The organism is Sphingomonas sabuli, assembly GCF_014352855.1.
Classification (GTDB): Bacteria; Pseudomonadota; Alphaproteobacteria; order Sphingomonadales; family Sphingomonadaceae; genus Sphingomicrobium; species Sphingomicrobium sabuli.
Genome location: NZ_CP060697.1, coordinates 1,703,317 through 1,719,124, shown reverse-complemented (window position 1 = coordinate 1,719,124; position 15,808 = coordinate 1,703,317). Strand labels below are relative to the sequence as shown.

The window sequence follows — 15,808 nt, the reverse complement described above, 5'->3', positions numbered from 1 at the left end:
AATGGGGTGCTTGCAGGCGGGCCGTTCGCCATGCTAGGCGCCCGCCACCCTGCCGCGGGGCGACACGATCGCCTGCGGTTCAGCGCCAGAGCGGGCGTAGCTCAGGGGTAGAGCACAACCTTGCCAAGGTTGGGGTCGAGGGTTCGAATCCCTTCGCCCGCTCCAGCGCCGACATGCCGTGGGCATGTCGCAGCCCCCCGCGATCGCTCAGCGCGCGCCGGTCTTCGTCATCTCATGCTGCTGGATGACTGCCCGGACGACTTCGTTCATCATCTTCATCCGCACCGGCAAAGGGGTCGACGTCCGCTTGATCATCACCGCCACGGCATAAGCCTTGCCGTCGGGCGCCGTCAGCACGCCGATGTCGTTGTAGCCGGCCTGCACGCCGCCCAGCTCCTGGCCGGTGCCGGTCTTGTGGCTCAGGCTCCAGCCGGGGGCGAGCCCGCCCTTCAGGCGATTGGCGCCGGTCCGCGTGTTGCCCATCACGTTGAGCAGGTGCGTCGTCGACGACGGCGAAAGCAATTCGCCCCGCTTGAGCCGGGCAAGCGCGGAGACGATCGCGGCGGGGGCGGCCCCGTCGTAGGGATCGTCGATATATTTGTTGAAGGCCGCTCGGCGCACGGTCATCGGCAAGGCGTTGCGCGCCTCGAAAAAGGCGCTGCCGATGGCATAACTCTGCGACCAGATCAGGCCTGCGATGCGGCTCTGCAACGCGCGTTCGCCATCATAGAAGCGGATCGACCCCAACTTCTTGGAGGCGATCATCGCGCGCACGGCCTGCGGACCGCCGGCGGCGCGCATCAGCCGGTCGTTGGCGGTATTGTCGCTGGTGGTGATCGCCAGCTTCATCAGGTTTTCCAGGCTGGTGGTGTAGCCGCCGTTGAGGATCCGGGTGCGGATCGGCTGGTGGAAAACGGTCAGGTCGGACTTGTCCATGTTGACCTTGTCGCTCAGCCGGATGCGGCCCTGGTCGACCTTGTCGAGCGCGGTGATCGCGACCCACATCTTGGAAACGCTCTGCTGCGGGTAGAGCGCGTCTTCCTTCCACCCGGTCTGCCACCCGCCTTCGACCGACTGGACGGCGATTCCGACCTGGCCGTTGAAGGCCTTGCCCAGTGCATCGATCCGGTCGCGCAGATAGGCCGGTGCCGCGGGCCGCGGCGCCGAAGCTGGTTTTGGTTTGGCCTTGGCTGCCTTGGCGGGCACGGTTTGCGCCGGTTGCGGAGCGTTGGCCGACTTGATTGCAGCGGCGCCAGCTTGCGTCAGCCCGGCCAGCGCAAGCGCCAGCCCGAACCGCCTCCAAAATGACGTCATGACTTCGTTGTTCCCCCGGATATCCATGATTTGCAATGCCTTAGCACCGCCGCCCTGAACAGAAGCTGTGCCCGGCAAGGCTCAGGATTCGCATGCGCGAATCGCTTTGCCAAGTCCCTGTGGGGTTACGGTGCGCGGGGTGCGGGCGCGGGTGCCGGCGGCAGTGCGACCGGCTGCGCCGCCGGTCCGCCGACCAGCGCGGCGGACTCGATCTCGTCAAGGGCGCGGTGCGTTGCGACATAGCGGCGGGCGTCGCGGACCCATTCGTTGGCGCGTGGCGCGCCGGGCAGGCGCATGGTTTCGGCCAGCGCCGAATCCACTTCGCCCGACATCATGTGCGACAGCGCGCGGTCGTACCGCGCCTGCGGCTGGGTCGACGGCCGGTCGGACCGGCGGACGGATACCAGCGAACCTATCCCGCGCTTGAAACCGGTCCACAGGCCCTCGTCGGGGGGAGGTCCGGTCAGGTCCTGCTGCAGGTCCTGATACCGGGTGATAAGCTCGCTCAGCCGGACCGGTGCGCGGGCGGTGGTCACGATCCGCGCCACGGCCTGTGGATGCTGCTTGCCGAAGCGGTCGACCAACAAGGGCTCGAGATAACCCAGCCGAACGCCTCGTTCGATCGCGCGCCGGGCCGAAAAGGCGATCAGCAAGGCATCGGCGCGTCCGGCGGACCCCTGCACTTCCTCGCTCTCGCTCTCGACCCGCTGCACGCGCGCCTGAAGCTCGCCGATCTGCTCGGCAATGACGGGGTTGAGGCTGTCCTGGACCTGCGGCGCGGCCGGCGCCGCGGGCGGAAGGGGCGGCGGCGGCGCATAGGCGCGCGCACCGGTCTGCGCTGGCGCCACGCCAAGCACACGCGCCGCGCCCTGCCAGCGGGCAAGCGTCCAGGTTGCCGCGGCGGCGCCGATCACGATCAGCACGACCGCGATTGCGATTCGCGCGCCCCAGCCCATGCCGCTGCCGTGTCCCCGGTCCATCATCGCGGTTTCTTGCACAGCCGCAGCGATATGGCGAGCAGCTCCGGATCGGCCGGGTGTTCAGCCACCGCAAGGTCGCCCCAGCCGCTTCCTGCCGTTTCGGCGGCGGCCGCGCTGATCGCCGCGACCGCGATGGTCGCGCGGTCCAGCCCGGCCGCGTCGACATGACTAGCAAGCACCGCGCCCGCGCGCGGCGAATGGATGGCGACGACCGATCCCTCAAGTTGTGCGAAGTCGGCGGGCCGCGGAAGTTCGGCGGAACCGTAGACGGTGACGGGGCTGATCGCTTTAGTTGCATCGGCAGGCGCGCGCCGGTCCGCGCCGCCCAGATGGAGCAGGCGCAGGTCGGCAGGAAGCGACTGGAGCAGGGCGTCGACCCCTGCGGTCCCGGTGGCCGCGACGCTCAGCCCCGCCTTCCGGGCTGCCGCAGCCGTCGCGGCCCCGACGCAATAAGCCGGCAGGATGACCAGCTGGTCGAGTTCGGCCCCGGCACATCGCGGCGCATTGGCGCTGGTCAGCAACAGGCCGTCGAATGCCGCAGGGTCCGGCGCGCGCCACGCGACCGGTTCGACCGCGAACAGCGACATGACGATTGCCTCGATGCCAAGCGCCCGGGCAGCCCGGGCCGTGGTGTCGGCGCCGGGCTGCGGCCGGACGATGACCAGCGGCCTCATGCGTTGGCGAACAGGGTGCGGATCGACGGCGGCGCGGCATCGAGCATCGCCCGCGCCAGCGCGGCGGCGGCATCGTCGTCGCGGGGCGCGAAGCCGGCGCTATCCCGAACGCGCTCCTTGCCGTCTTCCGACAGGATCTCCGCGCGAAGCTGGATTTGCCCGTCTTCCATGGTCGCCATCGCTGCGACGGGTGAATGGCACGACCCGCCCAGCGCCCGGGTGAAGGCGCGCTCGGCCAGCACCATCGCGTGGCTGGCGGCATCGTCGATGCTTGCCGCCAATTCGATCGCCGCGGGGTCGTCCGACCGGCATTCGATTCCAATCGCCCCCTGTCCGGGCGCTGGCAGCATGACGTCGAACGGGATCGCCGTGCCGATATGGCCAAGGCCCAGCCGCTGCAGCCCGGCGGACGACAGTATGGTGGCGTCGATGTCCCCGGCATCCAGCTTGTTCAGCCGCGTTTCGACATTGCCGCGCAGGGGCACGATGCGCAGGTCCGGCCGGGCGGCGAGCATCTGCGCGGCGCGGCGCGGGGACGACGTGCCGAAGATTGCCCCGGCCCGGATCGCCGCGACGGAAGCGGCGCCGATCAATATGTCCTCGATGTCGGTCCGCGGCATCACCGCGGACAGCCGGATGGCGTCGGGCCGGATCGCTTCCACGTCCTTGACCGAATGGACCGAAAAATCGACGTCCCCGCGAAGCAGCGCCGAATCGATTTCCTTGGTCCACAGGCCCTTGCCGCCGACTTCGGCCAATGGCCGGTCCTTGATGCGGTCGCCGCTGGTCTTGATGACGACGATGTCGACATGGCCGGCGGGCCAGCCGCGCGCCGCTTCCATCGCGGCCGCTACCGACCGCGCCTGGATCATCGCCAGCGGCGATCCGCGCGTTCCAAGTCTGGGGGTCCCGGTCACCGCCTTCCACTAGTGCAACGGTTCGGGCAAAGGAACCGGCGGATGGCATGCATTCTCGGTCTCGAATCAAGCTGCGACGATACGGCTGCGGCGCTGGTCACCAGCGACCGGCAAGTGCTCGCCCACGCGGTGGTGTCGCAAAACGACGCCCACCGGCCGTTCGGCGGCGTGGTTCCGGAAATCGCCGCGCGCGCCCATGTCCAGATTCTGCCCGGGCTGGTCCGCGACGTGCTGCGCGACGCGGGCCTCGGCATCGGCGATGTCGACGCCATTGCCGCGACCGCGGGCCCCGGCCTGATCGGCGGAGTGATGGTCGCCCTGCTGACCGGCAAGGGCCTCGCGCTGGCGGCGGACAAGCCGCTGATCGCGCTCAACCACCTCGAAGGCCATGCGCTCAGCCCGCGGCTCGCCGACCCGGACCTTGGATTTCCCTACCTGCTGCTGCTGGTTTCCGGCGGCCATTGCCAGCTGCTCGAAGTGCTTGGCGTCGGCGAATATCGGCGGCTGGCGACGACCATCGACGATGCCGCGGGCGAAGCGTTCGACAAGGCGGCAAAGCTCCTCGGCCTACACTTTCCTGGCGGACCGGCGATCGAACGGCTTGCGGCGCAAGGCGATCCGTCGGCAGTCCCGCTGCCGCGCCCGCTCGTCGGTTCGGGGGAGCCGCACTTCTCCTTCGCCGGGCTTAAAAGCGCGGTGCAGCGCGCGGCCGCGGCGGACCGCCATGCGCCGGCCGATATCGCCGCCAGTTTCCAGCAGGCCGTGATCGACTGCCTCGTTGACCGCACCCGGCTGGCTCTGGACCGCAGCGATTCGCCGGCGCTGGTGGTGGCGGGCGGGGTCGCGGCCAACGCATCGGTCCGCTCGGCGCTGCAGCGTCTGGCCGCAGACCGGGGCCGGCGCTTTTCCGTGCCCCCGGGCTGGTTGTGCACCGACAATGCGGCGATGATCGCCTGGGCCGGCGCGGAACGGTTTGGCCGCGGGATGGTCGACGATCTGGCGGCGCCGGCGCGGGCGCGCTGGCCGCTCGATCCGGATGCGGACAAGGTGCGCGGCGCGGGGGTGAAGGCATGAACAGGGTGGCGGTCATCGGCGGCGGCGCATGGGGTACGGCCCTGGCGCAAGTGGCCGCGCGCGCGGGCCGGGAAACAATCCTGTGGGCGCGCGAAGACGACGTCGTCCGGGCGGTCAACGCCGACCGCCAGAACCCGGTGTTCCTGCCCGATATCGATCTCGACCCCAATATCCGTGCCACCGGCGACCTGGCGGAACTGGCCGGGTGCGACCTGTGGCTGGTGGTCACGCCCGCGCAGCACATGCGCGCGGTGCTCGAACAGGCGCCGCGCTGCGAGGCGCCGCGCCTTCTATGCTCCAAGGGGATTGAGGAACGCAGCGGCAAGCTGCTTCACGACGTCGCCGCCGAAGCTTCGCCGGGGGCGCCGATTGCGGTCCTGTCCGGCCCCACCTTCGCCCATGAAGTCGCGCGCGGAATGCCGACCGCAGTGACGTTGGCCGCTAAGGACACCGACCTCGCCGAAACCCTGCGCACCGCGCTCGCGCAGCCGGCCTTCCGCATGTACGTCAGCGACGATGTCGCCGGCGCGGAAATCGGCGGCGCGGTCAAGAACGTCCTCGCCATCGCCGGCGGCGTGGTGGAGGGCCGGGCGCTGGGCCAGAATGCGCGGGCGGCCCTGATCGCCCGTGGGTTCGCGGAAATGACCCGCTTCGGCATGGCGTTCGGCGCCCGGCCGGAAACGCTCGCCGGCCTGTCCGGGCTGGGCGACCTCGTCCTCACCTGTTCGTCGGTCAGCTCGCGCAATTATTCGCTCGGCAAGGGGATTGGCGAAGGCCAGGCGGCAAGCGACCTGATGGCCGACCGCAAGACGGTTGCCGAAGGCGCGTTTACCGCCCCCGTGCTGGCCCGGCTGGCGCAGGCCCATGGCATCACCATGCCGATCGTCGATGCCGTCGCCGACCTGCTCGAGGGCGCGTCGGTCGACCGGGTCCTTGAAGGGCTACTGGCCCGCCCGCCGCGGCCCGAAGGCGTCTAGAAATCGATCGCGATGCCCTTTTTCTCCCAGTCGCCAAAGCGGGTGGGATCGGGCCTGTCCTCCTCGCCGTCGGGCGGGGGAAGGGCGTCGGCCGCCTGCGGCGCCGGCACGGGCGGCGACTTGGACAGATAGGCGGGCGGATCGAGGTGCTTGGGACGTTTCACTCCGTGAAGATGCGCCTTGGCGGACGATAATCCAAGCACCGACGGCGTACCGGCCCGCCGCGCCGCGCTGCAAATGCTCGACGCGGTCTTGCGGCGCGGGCGTACGCTCGATTCCGCCGCGCAAGGCGCGCGCGGCCTGTCCGGCGCCGACCACGCCTTTGCCATCGCCATGTCCGGCGAGGTCCTGCGGCGGCTGCCAGCGCTCGACGCACTGATCGACAGCGCCACCAGCAAGCGCCTGCCGGACGACAGCAAGGCGCGCATGGTCCTGCGCCTGGCGCTCGCCCAGAAAATTGGCCTCGGCACGCCCGACCATGCGCTGGTGGCGACCGCCTTGCCGCTGGTCGACGGCGGCCCGCGGCGGCTGGTGCACGGCGTGCTCGGCACGCTCCTGCGTCGCGGAATCCCGGGCGAGGACGCATCGCCCCTCCCGGAGGAAGTAGAGGCGCGCTGGGCCGACGCCTGGGGGGACGCCACCATCGACTCCGCGCGGCGACAGATCGCCAATCGCCCGCCGCTCGATCTCAGCTTCAAAAGCGACGCGGCGGCTGCGGCTTTCGCGGCCGCCAAGGGCGGCGTGTCGCTCGCGCCGCGCCATGTCCGGCTGGACGATGCGGGCGCGGTCGCCGACCTCTCGGGCTTCGGGGACGGCGGCTGGTGGGTGCAGGACCTTGCCGCCTCCATCCCGGCGCGCCTCGCGCCCGGCGGCGGGGAGGTGCTCGACCTGTGCTCCGCGCCCGGCGGCAAGGCGATGCAGCTGGCCGCGGCCGGTCATTCCGTCACGGCGCTCGATTCGTCGGGCCGGCGCCTGGAACGGCTGCGCGAAAACCTCGATCGCACCGGCCTGTCGGCGCGGCTGGTCACCGCCGACGCGCTGAATTGGACGCCGCCGAAGCTGCAGGCCGCGGTCCTGCTCGACGCGCCCTGCTCGGCGACCGGCACCTTTCGCCGCCACCCCGAGGTTCTGTATCGCGCCCGGCCGCGAATCATCGCCGAAATGGCCGAGCTGCAGGCACGCCTGATCGATAGCGCCGCGGCCATGGTCGCGCCGGGTGGGTCCCTGGTCTACGCCGTCTGCTCGCTCGAGCCGCGGGAGGGCGAGGCCATCGTCCGCGACTTCCTCTCGCGCAACGCCGCCTTCCGCACCGATCCGCCGCGACCCGGCGAACTGCCCGATTTCATCGTTCCGGACAGCGCAGGCTGGGTACGGATCCTGCCCGGATTGCTTGAAGCGCAGGGCGGGCTCGACGGCTTCTTTGCCGCGCGCCTTGTCCGCGCCGCCTAATCGGGTCTAATCGGCCCGATGCCGCTGATTGCCCCGTCCATCCTGTCCGCCGACTTCGCCAAGCTTGGCGAGGAAGTGCGCGCGATCGACGCGGCCGGTGCGGACTGGGTCCATATCGACGTGATGGACGGGCATTTCGTGCCCAACCTGACGATCGGCCCGGGCGTGGTGAAGGCGCTTCGCCCGCACAGCGCCAAGCCCTTCGACGTTCACCTGATGATCTCGCCCGTCGACTTGTTCCTCGACGCGTTCGCGGAGGCCGGGGCCGACTATATCACCGTCCATCCCGAAGCCGGGCCGCACCTCCACCGCACCGTCCAGCGGGTGAAGGCGCTGGGCAAGAAGGCGGGCGTGTCGCTGAATCCCGCGACGCCGGCCAAGATGCTCGATTACGTGCTCGAAGATATCGACCTCGTCCTGATCATGAGCGTCAATCCGGGCTTCGGCGGGCAGAAGTTCATTTCCAGCCAGCTGCGCAAGATCGAAGCCGTCGCCAACCGCATCGCCAAGCAGAATCTCGACGTGCTGGTCGAAGTCGACGGCGGGATCGATGCCGAAACCGCGCCGCTGGCCATTGCCGCCGGCGCCGACGTGCTGGTTGCGGGATCGGCCACCTTCCGCGGCGGTCCGGACCATTATGCGCCGAACATTCGGGCGCTTCGGGGAGACGCATGAGCGACCGCGACGCCGCTGCCCGCGACGTCGTCCAGAAGCTTGCCCGGGGCTCCCTGCTGTCGCGCCTGACCGGCTCGCGCAAGCAGCCGCTGCGGCTGATCGCGGTGCCGCGCGATCATGTCCACGGCGACCGCCGGCGCGGCGACGCACTGCTTGCCGGCAAGCTGCTCCACGGCGCCGAAACCCTGCCACTGGCCGATCTCGATTTCGCTGCGATTGGCACTGACGGGCCGGTCGCCGGCTATCTCCAGGGCTTTGCCTGGCTCCGCGATCTGGCCGCTGCCGCCTCGCGCGAACGCGGCGCCAGGCTGGCGGAAGCGATCGTCGGCCGCTGGCTAATCGCGCACGGCACCCGCGTCGATGACGCTTGGCGTCCCGATCTGTGGGGCGAACGCATCCTCTTCTGGTCGGCCTACGCCCCCTACATCCTGTCGAGCACGGAGGCGGGCTATCGCTCCGCGCTGCTCAACACGATGGCGCGCGGCGCCCGCCATCTCGAAGCCAATGCCGACAAGGCGCCGGCGGGGCTGCGCCGGGTCACCGCCTGGTCCGGGGCGGTCGCGGCGGCCTTGCTAGTGCAGGGCGGCGTCGCGCGCGTGGCCCGCGCCGAATCCGGGCTCGGCCGGGCGCTTGCCTCGGCCCAATCGGACGATGGCGGGCTGATCAGCCGCGCGCCTTACGAACAGGTGGACCTTGTCGACCGTCTCGGCCTGCTGCGGTCGGCTTATTTCGCCGCCAAGCAGTCGCCGCCCGAAAGCTTCGAAACCGCCGCTGCCGCCGCGCTCTCTGCTCTCCACGGCGTCATTCTTGGCGATGGCGGCCTGTCGACTTGGCAAGGCGGCAATGCCGGCGATCCGGCCCGGTTGGCCGCGATCGTCGACGGCTGCGGCATGCGGGCCCGCCCGTTGCGCCAGCCGCGCGGGTGGGGCTTCCACCGCCTGTCCGCGCTCGGCACCGTCGCGATCATTGATGCCGCGCCCCCGCCGACGCCCAAGGCCGCGCCATGGGGCAGCGCTTCCACGCTGGCCTTCGAACTGTCGGACGGCACGCAGCGGCTGGTGATCAATTGCGGCGGGCCCAAACCGCTCCCGCCGCAAATGCCGGCGGAACTGGCGGCGGCGCTGCGGACCACCGCGGCCCACAGCACGTTGACCCTCGCCGATACCAATTCCACCGCCATCCAGGCCGACGGTTTGCTCGGCAAGGGCGTCACCGACGTCGTCATCGACCGCTCCGAAGATCATGATTCCAGCCTGCTCGAAGCCAGCCACGACGGCTACGCGCGCGGCTTCGGCCTGCTCCATCGCCGAGTGCTCAAGCTGGGCAACGACGGCAAGGAATTGCGCGGCACCGACGAACTTCGCGCCAGCGGCCGTCGCAAGGGCAAGGGCGCGATCCCGTTCGCTATCCGCTTCCACCTCGCGCCCGGGATCGAACCGACGATTACCGCCGACGGCATGGGCGCGATCCTGCGCTCGCCGGGCGCGCCGCCGTGGAATTTCCGCTCGCGCGGGACGCCCATTGCGGTGGAGGAAAGCCTGTCTGTAGACGGGCTGGGAATCCCGCATCGAACGATGCAATTGGTGATCAATGGCGAAGCGGCGCCGGCAGGCGCCGATGTGCACTGGCAGTTTCGCCGGTCAAGCTAAGGGAGATGAATGTGGTTGACCTCGTGCCCGTCCGGCGGGCGCTCATTTCGCTTTCGGATAAGTCCGGGCTCGACCGGCTGGCGACGGCGCTGGCCGACCGCGGCGTGGAACTGGTGTCGACCGGCGGTACCGCGGCCAAGCTGCGCGACGCCGGCACCGAGCCGCGCGACATCAGCGACCTGACCGGCTTTCCCGAAATGATGGACGGGCGGGTGAAGACGCTTCACCCCAAGGTCCACGGCGGCCTGCTCGGCGTGCGCGACAATGCCGACCACGCGGCGGCGATGGCCGACCATGGCATCGCGCCGATCGACCTCGTCGTGGTCAATCTTTACCCGTTCGAAGCGACCGTCGCGCGCGGCGCCTCGCGTGAGGACATCATCGAAAATATCGACATCGGCGGCCCGTCGATGGTGCGCTCGGCGGCGAAGAATCACGACTATGTCACCATCGTCACCGACCCGGCCGACTATGACGAGCTGCTCAGGGAATTGGGCGAACACGACGGCGCGACCACGCTCGCGTTCCGCAAGCGGATGGCGGCCAAGGCCTATGCGCTGACCGCGGCCTATGATTCGATGATCTCGCAATGGTTCGCCCATGCCGACCAGCAACAGAAATTCCCGCCGCAGGCGACGATGAGCCGCACGCTCGCCGGCACGCTGCGCTATGGCGAAAACCCGCATCAGGACGCGGCAATCTATCTGCCCGGCGGTCCGCACGCGACCGGCCTGCCGCAGGCGCAGCAGGTGCAGGGCAAGGAGCTCAGCTACAATAATTACAACGACGCTAATGCGACGCTCGAACTGGTGTCCGAATTCCGCGACGCCGATCCGACCATCGTCATCGTGAAACATGCCAACCCGTGCGGCGTGGCGACGCGTGGCACGCTCGCCGATGCATGGGGCGAAGCGCTGGCCTGCGACAGCGTTTCGGCGTTCGGCGGAATCGTCGCCAGCAACCGTCCGCTCGACGCCGCCACCGCGGAAGCGATCACCGCCATCTTCACCGAAGTGGTCGTCGCGCCCGATGCGGATGAAGAGGCGCGGGCAATTTTCGCCAAGAAGAAGAACCTGCGCCTGTTGCTGACCGGCGGCCTGCTCGACCCTGCGCGGCCCGGACAGACCATCACCGTCATCGCCGGCGGGCTGCTGGTGCAGGACCGCGACAATGGCACGATCACGCGCGATCAGCTCAAATGCGTGACGAAGCGCCAGCCGACGGAACAGGAACTGAAGGACTGCATATTCGCCTGGACCGTCGCCAAGCACGTCAAGTCGAATGCCATCGTTTATGCCAGGGACGGCGCGACGGCGGGCATCGGCGCGGGCCAGATGAACCGCCGCGACAGCGCGCGGATCGCCGCCGCCAAGGCGATAGAGGCTGCCGAAACGCAAGGCTGGGCCGAACCGCGCACGCGGGGCTCGGCGGTCGCATCCGACGCTTTCTTCCCCTTCGCCGATGGCCTTCTGTCGGCGGCGGAAGCGGGCGCCAGCGCAGTGATCCAGCCCGGCGGTTCGATCCGCGACGACGAAGTGATCGCCGCCGCGGACGAAGCCGGCCTGGCGATGGTCTTCACCGGCATGCGTCACTTCCGGCACTAGGGTCTAGCGCACGGGATCCTCGGTCGTACCCGGAGCGGGGATCTCAAGGTCCGCGATATCCTTCTTGCTCATGCGGAACAGCTCGCGGTCCTGCGGGCCGAAGCCCTTGGTCCACAGCACCGCGCCGAACGCGATCAGGATCGCCGGGATGCCGAACACCAGCTCGGTCCATTCGGGCAGGTGGGTCGCGCCGAAGCCGACGACGGTTGCCGCCGCCGCCGCCCAGATCAGCGGCCAGCGCCAACCGTTGACCCGGCCATGCAGGATTCTCCGCAAAAGGACGGACTTGGCTACCGCGGCAAAGCCAAGCGCCAGCATCAGCCCGATCGCCGGACCGGTCGCCTGCCACATGATATCCCACTCGAGTGCGCGCATGATCAGGACCAGGCCGACCGACAGCACCACCTGCAGCACGATCATCCCGAAGCTGAGCAGCATGTTGCGGTGGCGCGCGACATAGATCAGCGCCGCCTCGCTGACCGCCGCCATCGCCGCGACCACTTCGGCGGCCAGCAGGAAGGCCAGCGCCGCGGTGCCGGCGACGAACACCGGCCCGACCAGCCCCATCACCGCTTCGCCCGGAATGGCCAGCGCCAGCGCCACTCCCAGCTGCGCGCCGATCACCCAGAAGCCGACCTGCCGTACCTGCTTGGCGACCGCGTCATTGTCGCCCTTTTCGACGTTGCGCGCGATGACAGGGCCAAGGATCGGGTCGAAACTGGTCTTCAGCTTGGCGGGCAGCGACGCGACGTTCTGCGCGACGTAATAAATGCCGACGATTTCCGGGCGGAAGAACAGGCCGCACACGGCGAGGTCGATGCGCCGCGATCCCCATTCGACCGCGTCGGCGGCGGCAACCGGGATGTTGCGCCGGGTCATCCGCCACAACGGCTTGGGCTCCGGCCGCCAGCCGCGCGGGATGCCATAGCTTTTCAGGAACGGGATGATCGAGGCGACAAGCGCGCCGATCATCGACAGCACATAAGCGATGATCAGCCCGTCGCGGGTGGAGATATAGGCCCAGGCCAGCGCCGCGGCGCTCAGGATGCCGGGTTCGACGATTGCCCGGGCGCGCACCGTCGATGCGATGTCGTGGCGATAGGCCAGCGCCGCCAGCATGATGTCCGACCAGGCAAGCGCGATGATCGTGATCGGCAGCAGCCATTCCAGGCCGGTGATCTCGCTGTTCGGGAACATCGCCTGCGGGAAAGCCATCAGCAGGACCATTGCCAATAGCGACCCGATGGCGGCGACGATCAGCCCGTCGAAGGCTACGCAGGCGTGCGGCTTGTCGGTCCGCGCCAGCTGCTGTGCCAGGCCGCGCTTCAGGCCCAATGTCGCCAACTGCGCGGCGAACTCGACGGTCAGGATGGCAAAGGCAAAGCGTCCCAGGGCCGCCGCACCGTACAGGCGGCCGGCGATGAACAGGAACGGCAGGCGCGCGGCCAGCCGGATGCAGAATCCGAAGAAGTTGATCCGTCCGCCCCGGGCAAGCGCGGCCAGGTCCGCAGTCGGCTTCGGGGCGGCGGCTTGGGCTTCGCTCAATGCGCGGCGCCCCAATGCTCGCCCCAGCCCACCTCCACGTCCAGTGGCACGTCGAGCTTCAGCGACGGTTCGGCGGCGCTGCCCATCACGTCGCGCACGACCTTGGCGGCTTCTTCTTCGCGGCCCTCGGGCACTTCGAACACCAGTTCGTCATGGACCTGCAGCAGCATCTTGACGCCGTCGAGGTCGGCGGCGGCCAGCGCCCCGTCCATGCGTGCCATCGCCCGCTTGATCAGGTCGGCGCTGGTGCCCTGGATCGGCGCGTTGACCGCGGCGCGCTCGGCCCCGGCGCGAAACGACGGGTTGGACGCGCGAATGTTGGGGAAATGGGTCTTGCGGCCGAACAGGGTGCGGGTGAAGCCGTTCTCGCGTGCGAACTGCAACGTCTGCTCGATGTACAGGCGAATGCCGGGGAACCGTTCGAAATAGCGGTCGATGATCGCCTTGCCCTCGTCGCGGCCGATGCCCAGCCGGCCCGCGAGCCCCCACGATGAAATGCCGTACAGGATCGCGAAATTGACCGTCTTCGCCTTGTTGCGATTGTCGCGGTCGGACGATCCGAACAATTCCTCCGCGGTCATACTGTGGATGTCCGCGCCGTCGCGAAAGGCCTGTTTCAACTGGGGCACGTCGGCCATGTGCGCGGCCAGCCGCAATTCGATCTGGCTGTAATCCGCGCTCATCAGCACGTTGCCCGGCTCGGCGACGAAGGCGTCGCGGATCTTGCGCCCGACCTCGGTGCGGATGGGGATGTTCTGCAGGTTGGGCTCGTTGGACGACAGCCGCCCGGTCTGCGCGCCGGACAGCGAGAAGCTGGTGTGGACCCGCCGCGTTTCCGGATTGATCTGCGCCTGCAAGGCGTCGGTGTAAGTGTTCTTCAACTTGGTCAGCTGGCGCCAGTCGAGCACCAGCCGGGCGCACTCCACGCCTTCGCCGGCAAGCCGCTCCAGCTCGTTGACGTCGGTCGAATATTGCCCGCTCTTGCCCTTGCGTCCGCCCTTCAGGCCCAGCCGCCCGTAGAGCACTTCGCCCAACTGCTGCGGAGAGCCGATGGTGAACGGGCCGCAGGCAGCCATGTAGATCCGCTCCTCCAGGCGGGCGATCTCCTCGGAGAAATCCTTGCTCAGCCCGGCCAGGTAATCGCGGTCGACCTTGATCCCGCGCCGTTCCATGCGGCCGATGGTCGCGACCAACGGCCGGTCGACGCGCTCGTAGACGCGGGTGACGGTCTCGCTCGCAATGCGCGGCTTCAGCCGCTGCCACAGGCGCAACGTGATGTCCGCGTCCTCGGCGGCATATTCGGTGGCGTCCTCCAACGGCACCTTGTCGAACGTGATCTGGCTCTTGCCCGTGCCGCACAGCTGCTTGAACGGGATGCATTCGTGGTCGAAGTGAAGCTTGGCCAGCTCGTCCATGCCATGCCCGTGCAGGCCGGCTTCCAGGTCGAAGCTCATGATCATCGTGTCGTCGACCGGGGCGACGTCGATCCCCGCCTTGTCGAACATCACCCAGTCATATTTGAAATTGTGCCCGATCTTCAGGACCGCCGGATCCTCGAACAGCGGCTTCAGCTTTTCCAGCACCAGCGCCATCGGCAACTGGTCCGGCGCTTCCGACAAGAGGTCGGCGCCGGAATGGCCGACGGGAATGTAACAGGCGCGGTTGGGCGCGACGGCCAGGCTGATTCCCGCCAGCCGGGCGATCACGCAATCGATGCAGTCGGTTTCGGTGTCGACCGCGACCAGCCCCAGTGTGCGCGCGTCGTCGATCCAGCGGTCGAGCGCGACTTCGTCGGTGACGGTCTCGTATTTCGACCGGTCGACCGTGATCGCTTTCGGCTCGGGCGGTGCCGCCGGCTTGGTGGCGATCGACGCGGCGGCCAGGTCGAGTCCGCCACCGCTGCTGCTGCGCCCCGCCGCCGGCGCCCCGCCGGTCAGGCGCGACAGCATGGTCTTGAACCCTTGGTCTTCCAGGAACGCCTTGAGCGGTTCGGGCGGAATACCCTTCAGCGCCAGATCTTCCAGCGGCTCGGGCAGGTTGGCGTCGCAGACCAGCTCGACCAGCTTGCGCGACAGCCGCGCATTGTCGGCGTGGTCGATCAAATTCTGGCGCAGCTTGGGCTGCTTGATGCTCTCCGCGGAGGCCAGCACCGCTTCCAGGCTGCCGTGCTCGATGATCAGCTTGCTCGCCGTCTTCGGCCCAATCCCCGGCACGCCCGGCACGTTGTCGACGCTGTCGCCCATCAGCGCCAGTACGTCGCCGACCAGTTCCGGCCCGACGCCGAACTTGGCCTCGACATAGGCGCGGTCCATGCGGCGGTCGTTCATGGTGTCGAGCATGTCCACCGCGGGCCCGCCCTCCGCGCCGTCGTCGATCAGCTGCATCAGATCCTTGTCCGAACTGACGATCGTCACCTTCCAGCCGGCCGCCTTGGCTGCGGTGACGTAGCAGGCGATGATGTCGTCGGCCTCCAGCCCCTTTTCCTCGATGCACGGAATGGAAAAGGCGCGTGTGGCCGTCCGGATCAGCGGGAATTGCGGGACCAGGTCTTCGGGCGGCGGCGGCCGCTGGGCCTTATACTGGTCGTACATTTCATTGCGGAACGTGTGCTCCGACGCGTCGAGGATGACCGCCATGTGGGTCGGGCCGTCCGCCTTGTGCAGACTGTCGGCCAGCTTCCACAGCATCGCGGTATAGCCATAGACCGCGCCCGCCGGCTGGCCATGCCGGTTCGTCAGCGGCGGCAGCCGATGATAGGCGCGGAAGATGTAGCTCGATCCGTCGACGAGGTAGAGGTGATTGCCGTCAGCCATAGAGTCGCGCGGTGTAGCAGCCTTGGTCGGGGAATCTACGCGGGAGTACGTAGGGCGCTATCCCATATGGATGTAGCGCAGCGGCCGGCCAAGTCCGTGCTCGCACCGGAATCCGCACGCAATCGTGTTCGTCTTTG

At 68.8% G+C, this 15,808-nt stretch carries 13 protein-coding genes and 1 tRNA gene; 7 read left to right on the top strand and 7 right to left on the bottom strand.

From position 1 onward, the window contains the following. Positions 1-90 precede the first annotated feature (90 nt). A tRNA-Gly gene (locus H8M03_RS08540) sits at positions 91-165 on the top strand. A gap of 42 nt (positions 166-207) precedes the next feature. Here H8M03_RS08540 and bla read toward each other — a convergent pair. From bla to hemC, 4 genes are all read right to left on the bottom strand, one after another. After that, complete coding sequence (gene bla / locus H8M03_RS08535; protein WP_187479035.1) at positions 208-1,314, bottom strand: class A beta-lactamase; 1,107 nt, start codon at positions 1,312-1,314, stop codon at positions 208-210. A gap of 125 nt (positions 1,315-1,439) precedes the next feature. Continuing rightward, complete coding sequence (locus H8M03_RS08530) at positions 1,440-2,297, bottom strand: MICOS complex subunit MIC60 (protein ID WP_187479034.1); 858 nt, start codon at positions 2,295-2,297, stop codon at positions 1,440-1,442. Next, the gene (locus tag H8M03_RS08525) at positions 2,294-2,968 is read right to left on the bottom strand and encodes a uroporphyrinogen-III synthase (protein ID WP_187479033.1); all 675 of its coding nucleotides are present in this window, start codon (positions 2,966-2,968) and stop codon (positions 2,294-2,296) included. Before H8M03_RS08525 ends, H8M03_RS08530 begins: the two co-directional genes overlap by 4 nt. Next, positions 2,965-3,840: a hydroxymethylbilane synthase gene (gene hemC, locus H8M03_RS08520; protein ID WP_246449228.1), complete on the bottom strand. Its 876-nt coding sequence runs from the start codon at positions 3,838-3,840 to the stop codon at positions 2,965-2,967. Before hemC ends, H8M03_RS08525 begins: the two co-directional genes overlap by 4 nt. Before the next feature lie 87 nt (positions 3,841-3,927). Here hemC and tsaD point away from each other — a divergent pair, with 87 nt between their 5' ends. Together tsaD and H8M03_RS08510 are read left to right on the top strand one after the other, a co-directional pair. Further along, positions 3,928-4,959, top strand: a complete 1,032-nt coding sequence (tsaD, locus tag H8M03_RS08515; protein WP_187479031.1) for a tRNA (adenosine(37)-N6)-threonylcarbamoyltransferase complex transferase subunit TsaD — start codon at positions 3,928-3,930, stop codon at positions 4,957-4,959. Then, on the top strand, positions 4,956-5,936 hold the full coding sequence (locus tag H8M03_RS08510; RefSeq protein ID WP_187479030.1) for an NAD(P)H-dependent glycerol-3-phosphate dehydrogenase: 981 nt from the start codon (positions 4,956-4,958) through the stop codon (positions 5,934-5,936). The genes tsaD and H8M03_RS08510 overlap by 4 nt, the downstream gene beginning before the upstream one ends. Here H8M03_RS08510 and H8M03_RS08505 read toward each other — a convergent pair. Then, on the bottom strand, positions 5,933-6,100 hold the full coding sequence (locus H8M03_RS08505) for a DUF1674 domain-containing protein (protein WP_246448818.1): 168 nt from the start codon (positions 6,098-6,100) through the stop codon (positions 5,933-5,935). The two genes, H8M03_RS08510 and H8M03_RS08505, sit on opposite strands and share 4 nt — an antisense overlap. Before the next feature lie 73 nt (positions 6,101-6,173). Between H8M03_RS08505 and H8M03_RS08500 the strand changes: the two genes are divergently transcribed. Genes H8M03_RS08500 through purH form a run of 4 tightly spaced genes read left to right on the top strand, consistent with a single transcriptional unit; the run spans position 6,174 to position 11,313 of the window. Next, on the top strand, positions 6,174-7,385 hold the full coding sequence (locus tag H8M03_RS08500) for an RsmB/NOP family class I SAM-dependent RNA methyltransferase (RefSeq protein ID WP_246449226.1): 1,212 nt from the start codon (positions 6,174-6,176) through the stop codon (positions 7,383-7,385). A gap of 18 nt (positions 7,386-7,403) precedes the next feature. Then, on the top strand, positions 7,404-8,060 hold the full coding sequence (rpe, locus tag H8M03_RS08495) for a ribulose-phosphate 3-epimerase (protein WP_187479027.1): 657 nt from the start codon (positions 7,404-7,406) through the stop codon (positions 8,058-8,060). Then, on the top strand, positions 8,057-9,709 hold the full coding sequence (locus tag H8M03_RS08490) for a heparinase II/III family protein (protein WP_187479026.1): 1,653 nt from the start codon (positions 8,057-8,059) through the stop codon (positions 9,707-9,709). The genes rpe and H8M03_RS08490 overlap by 4 nt, the downstream gene beginning before the upstream one ends. Positions 9,710-9,714: 5 nt before the next feature. Further along, positions 9,715-11,313: a bifunctional phosphoribosylaminoimidazolecarboxamide formyltransferase/IMP cyclohydrolase gene (purH, locus tag H8M03_RS08485; protein WP_187479025.1), complete on the top strand. Its 1,599-nt coding sequence runs from the start codon at positions 9,715-9,717 to the stop codon at positions 11,311-11,313. A gap of 3 nt (positions 11,314-11,316) precedes the next feature. On the opposite strand, the gene H8M03_RS08480 is transcribed toward purH, so the two are convergent. Then, positions 11,317-12,858 (bottom strand): lipopolysaccharide biosynthesis protein, encoded by a 1,542-nt coding sequence (locus H8M03_RS08480; protein ID WP_187479024.1) that lies wholly within the window; start codon positions 12,856-12,858, stop codon positions 11,317-11,319. Further along, positions 12,855-15,671, bottom strand: coding sequence for a DNA polymerase I (gene polA, locus H8M03_RS08475; protein WP_187479023.1), 2,817 nt, complete (start codon positions 15,669-15,671; stop codon positions 12,855-12,857). The genes H8M03_RS08480 and polA overlap by 4 nt, the downstream gene beginning before the upstream one ends. Positions 15,672-15,808 lie beyond the last annotated feature (137 nt).

Excerpts from the sequence above, each read along its gene's own strand:
- rpe (WP_187479027.1), top strand. The coding sequence starts at position 7,404 with ATGCCGCTGATTGCCCCGTCCATCCTGTCCGCCGACTTCGCCAAGCTT.
- H8M03_RS08525 (WP_187479033.1), bottom strand. The coding sequence starts at position 2,968 with ATGAGGCCGCTGGTCATCGTCCGGCCGCAGCCCGGCGCCGACACCACG.
- H8M03_RS08530 (WP_187479034.1), bottom strand. The coding sequence starts at position 2,297 with ATGATGGACCGGGGACACGGCAGCGGCATGGGCTGGGGCGCGCGAATC.
- H8M03_RS08490 (WP_187479026.1), top strand. The coding sequence starts at position 8,057 with ATGAGCGACCGCGACGCCGCTGCCCGCGACGTCGTCCAGAAGCTTGCC.
- tsaD (WP_187479031.1), top strand. The coding sequence starts at position 3,928 with ATGGCATGCATTCTCGGTCTCGAATCAAGCTGCGACGATACGGCTGCG.
- bla (WP_187479035.1), bottom strand. The coding sequence starts at position 1,314 with ATGACGTCATTTTGGAGGCGGTTCGGGCTGGCGCTTGCGCTGGCCGGG.
- H8M03_RS08510 (WP_187479030.1), top strand. The coding sequence starts at position 4,956 with ATGAACAGGGTGGCGGTCATCGGCGGCGGCGCATGGGGTACGGCCCTG.
- H8M03_RS08500 (WP_246449226.1), top strand. The coding sequence starts at position 6,174 with ATGCTCGACGCGGTCTTGCGGCGCGGGCGTACGCTCGATTCCGCCGCG.
- purH (WP_187479025.1), top strand. The coding sequence starts at position 9,715 with ATGAATGTGGTTGACCTCGTGCCCGTCCGGCGGGCGCTCATTTCGCTT.
- polA (WP_187479023.1), bottom strand. The coding sequence starts at position 15,671 with ATGGCTGACGGCAATCACCTCTACCTCGTCGACGGATCGAGCTACATC.
- hemC (WP_246449228.1), bottom strand. The coding sequence starts at position 3,840 with ATGATCCAGGCGCGGTCGGTAGCGGCCGCGATGGAAGCGGCGCGCGGC.